The sequence below is a fragment of the Nocardioides sp. Soil777 genome (assembly GCF_001428425.1).
GTDB lineage: Bacteria > Actinomycetota > Actinomycetes > Propionibacteriales > Nocardioidaceae > Nocardioides > Nocardioides terrigena.
Window position 1 is genome coordinate 373,865 of record NZ_LMSN01000017.1, and the last position, 6,000, is coordinate 379,864.

Consider the following 6,000-nt stretch of genomic DNA (forward strand, 5'->3'; position numbering starts at 1 on the left):
CCCTGCCAGTCGACTCCGCACGGGTCGAGGTATTTCGTGGGCGTCGGCGTCGTGAGTGGTCGAAACCCGGTTGCCGCGGGCGGTGCAGGACTGTGACGCTCGCACCCATGTCTCGAAGCCCCTGGCCCCTGCAGCAGGACGGGCTGCTCTTCCGCGACCCCGTCGAGTCCGACATCGCCGCGTTGCAGTCCTTCCGCAACGACGCGAGCGTCAACCACTTCATGGTGCACACCCACGTCGACCCCGATGAGCTGCGCCGCGACTGGCTCTCGATGACCGACAACCCGACGGAGTACTCCTGTGTGGTCGACCGCGACGGTGACGTCGTGGCGATGGGCTTCCTGGACGTCGTGGACGGCTCCGGCCAGCCCGGTCACCCCACCGGGACGGACGGGCTGATCGGCTACATCGTCGACCCGCGCGTCGCCGGTCAGGGCATCGGTACGGCGACCGCTCGTGCCCTCCTCCGCGCGGCCTTCGACGGGCTCGGCCTGCGTCGGGTCACGGCGGGGGCGAACGCCGACAACATCGCGTCGGTCACCGTGCTCGAGCGGGCGGGGATGCGCAAGGAGCGCCATGCGGTCCGGGCGCTGTGGCACCGGGAGCTCGGGTGGCTGGACGAGGTGGAGTACGCGCTGCTCGACGAGGAGTGGCGCGCGCGGACCTCCTAGCCCCTCCCTGCTCGGTACCGGGCCGACCCGGGACTGCCCTCAACCTTTTCGGGGCACCCCTCGTCAAGAGGGCGTAGGTGGACGGGTGGCGACCAGGAACGGAGCAGACGGGGTGGACGACTCCACGAGAGCCGACTTCGCAGAGTTCGTCGCGGTGCAGGTCCGACCGCTGCTGGGTTTCGCCCACGCGCTGACGGCCGATCCGCACGACGCGTGGGACCTCACCCAGGAGACGTTGGCGCGGATGGGCGAGCGGTGGGAACGGACGTCGTACGACACGCCGGCGGCCTATGCCCGGACGGTGATGGTCCGGCTCAACATCGACCGGATCCGGCGGCTGCGCCGGGAGCTGCCCCGCTCCACCGCCGGACCCGAGGTGGCCGTGCCCGTCGTAGACCTCGACGGGATGGAGCCGTGGCTCGTCGACGCGCTGGCCACGCTCTCCCCACGGCAGCGCACGGCGCTGGCCCTGCGGTACGTCGAGGACCTCGACGTCCGGGGGATCGCCGAGCGGATGGGCTGCTCGGAGGGAACCGTCAAGAGCCAGCTGTCCCGGGGCACCGAGCGCCTGCGCGAGCACGCACGCGGCCGCGGCCTGATGACCACACGAGAGGGATGACCCGATGACCGAGGAACAGATCAGGGACGGCTACGAGCGGCTCGACTCCTCGTTGCGTGCGCCTCAGGACGCGTTCGACAGGGTCGAGAAGCGGATGGGTGCACGTCGCCGACGCCGGCGGATCGGCGTCGCTGCCGGCACCGCGGTCGTCGTGGCCGCCGTCGGGGGCTACACCGCGGTGTCGATGGGCGGCTCCGACGACGGGCGCAACAGCGTCGTGGCGGTCGATCCGCCGCCGGCACCCTTGGTGATGACGCGACCCGACGGGTCCACGTACGAGTTCACGGACCTGACGATCAGCTGCGACCCGCCCGGGACGGCAGGTTCCGGTTCCGGCTCCGGTGACCTGAGCAGGGTCTACCTCTCCAGCCCGATGCTCATCGACGGGGAGCGGGTGACCCAGCCGTTCGTGCTGATCGAGGCGGCCGTCGAGAAGCTGCAGCGACCGCGCACGTTCACGCTGCCGATCGAGAGCGCCGACGGCTCCTCCGAGGAGCTGCCCCTGACCGTCTTCATCGCGGACACGGAGGGCGGCCCCGACGGCAACGAGGTCGCCAGCTCCTCGCCCAGCACCGGCACGCTGCGGGTCACCCGGGCCTCGTGCGACCCGACCCCGGTCCTGCAGCTCGAGCTGGACGTCACCCTGGCCAGCGAGGAGCAGACGGACGACGGGCAGAGCAAGCAGTCGTTGGAGCTGGTGGGCCTCGTGCGCTGACCTGGGGCTTCCGCCCACCAGCACTCAGGGACGTGCTGTGCGCTGACCCTGAGGGGCCACGTGCGCTGAGCTGGGCTCGGCCCACCAGCGCTCAGGGGGCGAGGTGAGCTGTCCCAGGCATGCCTGTGGCCCCGCTGGTGTCACTGTGGCGGGGTCCGGGGCGTGGTGGTCAGAGGTCCGGCGGGTGCGACTAGGGGTGGTCGGTCATGTCGTCGGCCCCGGAATCGGGCCAGGCACGGCCGATCGGTCGGCTGCCGGCGTGGTCACGGAGGGAGGTGTTGCCGAGTGGGCTGGTCCAGATGAAGACGCCAGGTTCGGTCATCGCGTATCGCCACCACCGCCCACGGGACCTTCAACCGGTGGTGCCTTCGACACAACGGCGCCAGGTTGTCGGCCCGTCGTCAATATGGTCTCGAGACCACAACTCCCATGCGAGTCGCCACCTACGGCCGGATCTCCAATAGCCGCCGCTGTAGGCGAAGATGTCGCGGTCGACATACTCGCTCGCGGCCTTTTATCCCAGGTCGGCGGGGAGGGCGTGGCAGTCGGAAACTGGTGCTCGACTCCGGCTCGGGTGCCATCGGAGCGACGCCCGAGTACGGGCGACTGTTAGCCGACCTGGCCGAGGTCAGATCCACGCCATCGTGGTCTACAACATCGACCGACTCACCCGCCGCCCTGCGGAGTTGGAGCACATCTACAGATCCGTCAGCGCCGCAAACGTGACCCAGGTGCGGTTCGCCATCGGGGACAACGACATCTCTACCGTCGACGAACTGATGATGGCCCGCATAATCGGTGCATTCACTACGAACGAGTCCGCCAAGATCGGGCGCCGGAAGTCACGCAAGATTGCCGGGCATCGGCCCGCCGGATGGGGGTGTGTCGCACTCCCATCAGGCGGTCCGAACCCCTCTCAGACCCTTCCGAGTCTTGTTGCTACCTCAAGTCAAGGGCCCGTCCTACGGGCGACCCACAGTTTCGGCCCTTAGCCCAGGTCCGGCGAGCAGATCGCCCACGAAGTCTTGGAGGGGACCGATGAGTGCTTCAACCTCGACGACGTTCACGCCTGCGCCACTTGGGTGCACCAGCCGACCTCTTAGTCCGTATACGACCGTGAAAAATTCCCGAGCGGACATGTCCGCGTACGTGCGGTCATCCAACGTCGCAGCAAGGCGCCTGCCAGCCTGGCTGAGTGACTCGCGCTTCAACAGCTGCAGGGCTGCAACAAGTGCCTGCTGCTCTTCGACGGAGAGGTCATCTACCGTCTGAATCTCGTGTACGAAGCCGTCCACACGCGCGCGCGCCTCCGGCGTCCTCCGCTCCTGTTTCATTAGTGATTCGAACGCCATCATCAGCATTATGAACCGCGCTTCCGCCGACACCTCGACGAAGAACGCTGAGCCGTAAAGGGTGTACGCCAGGTGTTCGCTGCGTCGCATAGGTACTAGCGCCGCCTCACTTCTCAGGGCAGCCAGGAGGCGTTCGCGCACCGGTGGCGCGTACCCGTGGGCGCTGAAGGCAGCGAACTGCGGGGCAGGGTAGGTCTCGAAGGTCATCAGGCCATGCCGGTGCGCCAGCACAGTCGTACCCGCCGCCTCATTGAGGGCGCGCTGTGTCGCACTCGAAAACCGCAGTCCACCCTCACGACGGTCGCCGAAGTCCGCCCCAGCTCGGGCGTGTCGACGACGCGTGAAAACTGACCCCTAATCGACGGTTGAAAACGGACCCCCTGCATGACCCTGTGGAGGGTGATGACAGTGGAGGACTGGGCTGAGAGTGTCGACGACGCGTGAAAACTGACCCCTAATCGACGGTTGAAAACGGACCCCCTGCATGACCCTGTGGAGGGTGATGACAGTGGAGGACTGGGCTGAGATCCGTCGGCTGCATACGGCGGAGGGGATGGCCATCAAGGCGATCGTGCGGGCGACGGGTGTGTCTCGTAACGCGGTGCGTCGCGCGTTGGCCAGCGACTCGCCGCCGACATACGAGCGGGCGCCGAAGGGGTCGGTGGTCGACGAGGTCGAGGAACAGGTCCGGGAGCTGCTGCGGGTGACGCCGACGATGCCGGCGACGGTGATCGCGGAGCGGATCGGCTGGCAGCACGGGCTGACGGTGCTGAAGGACCGTGTGCGTGAGCTGCGGCCCTACTACGTGCCGCCGGATCCGGCTTCGCGCACCGAGTACGACCCGGGGCATCGGGTGCAGTGCGACCTGTGGTTCCCACCCGCGTCGGTTCCGTTGGGTGCCGGCCAGGAGGGCTCACCGCCCGTGCTGGTGATGACCTCGGGCTACTCCCGGATGCGGTGGGCGACGATGATCGCCTCGCGCACGGCTCCGGACCTGATCGTCGGGCACTGGCAGCTCCTCGACGCGATGGGCGCGGTCCCACGGCAGCTGGTGTGGGACAACGAGGGCGCGGTCGGGTGCTGGCGTCGCGGGAAGCCGACGCTGACTGAGGAGTTCGAGGCCTTCCGCGGCAGCCTCGGTATCGGGGTGCATCTGTGCCGGCCCAGGGACCCGGAAGCCAAGGGGCTGACCGAGCGCAACAACGGCTACTTCGAGACCTCCTTCTTGCCCGGCAGGTCGTTCACCGGCCCGGGCGACTTCAACGCCCAGATGGGCGGCTTCCTCGAACGGGCCAACGCCCGGCACTCGCGTCGGATCGGGTGTGCCCCGACCATGCGGTGGGCAACCGATCGTGACGCGATGCTCGGGTTGCCGCCGGCCCCACCAGCGATCGGGTGGCGGACCCGGGTGCGGCTGCCCCGCGACCACTACGTCCGGTTGGCGTCGAACGACTACTCCGTCGACCCGGGCGTGGTCGGCAGGTTCGTCGACGTCGTTGCTGACCTCACGACGGTCACGATCACCTGCGCTGGCGCTGTTGTCGGCACGCATCCTCGCTGTTGGGCCCGGCACCAGACCATCACCGATCCCGCCCACCGACAGAAGGCACTCGAGCTTGCGCACCGCGCCAGAGCGGTAAAGGACCGACCTGCGGCACCCGAGGGTGTCGTCGTCGAGGCCCGCGACTTAAGCGTCTACGACACCGTCTTCGGCACCACCGCACTCACCGCACCCCTCACCGGAGCGCTCGCCGCAGCGATGACTGATGAGGAGGTCGCCTGATGGCCGCGACGAAGAACAGCACCGGTCGTGACACCGACAGTGAGTTGGCGTTCCTGACGAGGGCGTTGAAGGCACCGACGCTGCGCGAAGCGGTTCCGCGGTTGGCCGAGCGCGCCAGGGCTGAGTCGTGGACCCATGAGGAGTTCCTCGCCGCGTGCCTGCAACGAGAGGTGTCGGCACGCGAGTCCCACGGTGGCGAGGGCCGGATCCGGGCCGCGCGGTTCCCTGGAAGGAAGTCGATCGAGGAGTTCGACTTCACTCACGCCCGCGGGCTGAAACGTGACCTGATCGCGCACCTGGGGACCTTGGACTTCATCGTCGGCAAACAGAACGTGGTCTTCCTCGGCCCGCCCGGGACCGGGAAGACCCACCTGGCGACCGGGATCGCGATCCGGGCCTGCCAGGCCGGGCACCGGGTTCTGTTCGCGACCGCCGCCGAGTGGGTCGACCGGCTCGCAGAGCACCACGCCGCTGGGCGGTTGCAGGACGAGCTGCGGCGCCTGGCCCGCTACCCGCTGCTTGTCGTCGACGAGGTCGGCTACATCCCCTTCGAACACGAAGCGGCGAACCTGTTCTTCCAGCTCGTCTCATCGCGCTACGAGAGAGCCAGCCTCATCGTCACGTCCAACAAGGAGTTCGGACGCTGGGGCGAGGTCTTCGGCGACGACACCGTCGCTGCCGCCATGATCGACCGACTCGTCCACCACGCCGACGTGATCGCGTTGAAGGGCGACTCCTACCGACTCAAGAACCACAACCTGGGCCGCATCCCGGCGGCCAAGATCGACACCAACTAACAACCGCAGAGGGGTCCGTTTTCAACCGACGCTAAGGGGTTCATTTTCAGCCGTCGTTGACAG

At 68.0% G+C, this 6,000-nt stretch carries 7 protein-coding genes; 6 read left to right on the plus strand and 1 reads right to left on the minus strand.

Features of this window, described 5'->3' with window-relative positions; all coding sequences use genetic code 11:
• Window positions 1-107: 107 nt before the first annotated feature.
• From ASG88_RS17020 to ASG88_RS24235, 4 genes are all read left to right on the plus strand, one after another.
• Window positions 108-671: a GNAT family N-acetyltransferase gene (locus ASG88_RS17020; RefSeq protein ID WP_056888608.1), complete on the plus strand. Its 564-nt coding sequence runs from the start codon at window positions 108-110 to the stop codon at window positions 669-671.
• A gap of 112 nt (window positions 672-783) precedes the next feature.
• Window positions 784-1,290, plus strand: coding sequence for a SigE family RNA polymerase sigma factor (locus tag ASG88_RS17025; protein ID WP_056888609.1), 507 nt, complete (start codon window positions 784-786; stop codon window positions 1,288-1,290).
• Between the two features lie 4 nt (window positions 1,291-1,294).
• Window positions 1,295-2,005 (plus strand): hypothetical protein, encoded by a 711-nt coding sequence (locus ASG88_RS17030; protein ID WP_056888610.1) that lies wholly within the window; start codon window positions 1,295-1,297, stop codon window positions 2,003-2,005.
• A 482-nt stretch (window positions 2,006-2,487) separates the two neighbouring features.
• Complete coding sequence (locus tag ASG88_RS24235; RefSeq protein ID WP_082600595.1) at window positions 2,488-2,997, plus strand: recombinase family protein; 510 nt, start codon at window positions 2,488-2,490, stop codon at window positions 2,995-2,997.
• Here the strand turns inward: ASG88_RS24235 and ASG88_RS17035 are convergent.
• Window positions 2,968-3,564: a hypothetical protein gene (locus ASG88_RS17035; RefSeq protein ID WP_157559795.1), complete on the minus strand. Its 597-nt coding sequence runs from the start codon at window positions 3,562-3,564 to the stop codon at window positions 2,968-2,970. The genes ASG88_RS24235 and ASG88_RS17035 overlap by 30 nt on opposite strands.
• Window positions 3,565-3,856: 292 nt before the next feature.
• Between ASG88_RS17035 and istA the strand changes: the two genes are divergently transcribed.
• Window positions 3,857-5,140 (plus strand): IS21 family transposase, encoded by a 1,284-nt coding sequence (gene istA / locus ASG88_RS17040; protein ID WP_200956480.1) that lies wholly within the window; start codon window positions 3,857-3,859, stop codon window positions 5,138-5,140.
• The gene (istB, locus tag ASG88_RS17045) at window positions 5,140-5,937 is read left to right on the plus strand and encodes an IS21-like element helper ATPase IstB (protein WP_056888612.1); all 798 of its coding nucleotides are present in this window, start codon (window positions 5,140-5,142) and stop codon (window positions 5,935-5,937) included. Before istA ends, istB begins: the two co-directional genes overlap by 1 nt.
• The last annotated feature ends 63 nt before the right edge of the window (window positions 5,938-6,000 follow it).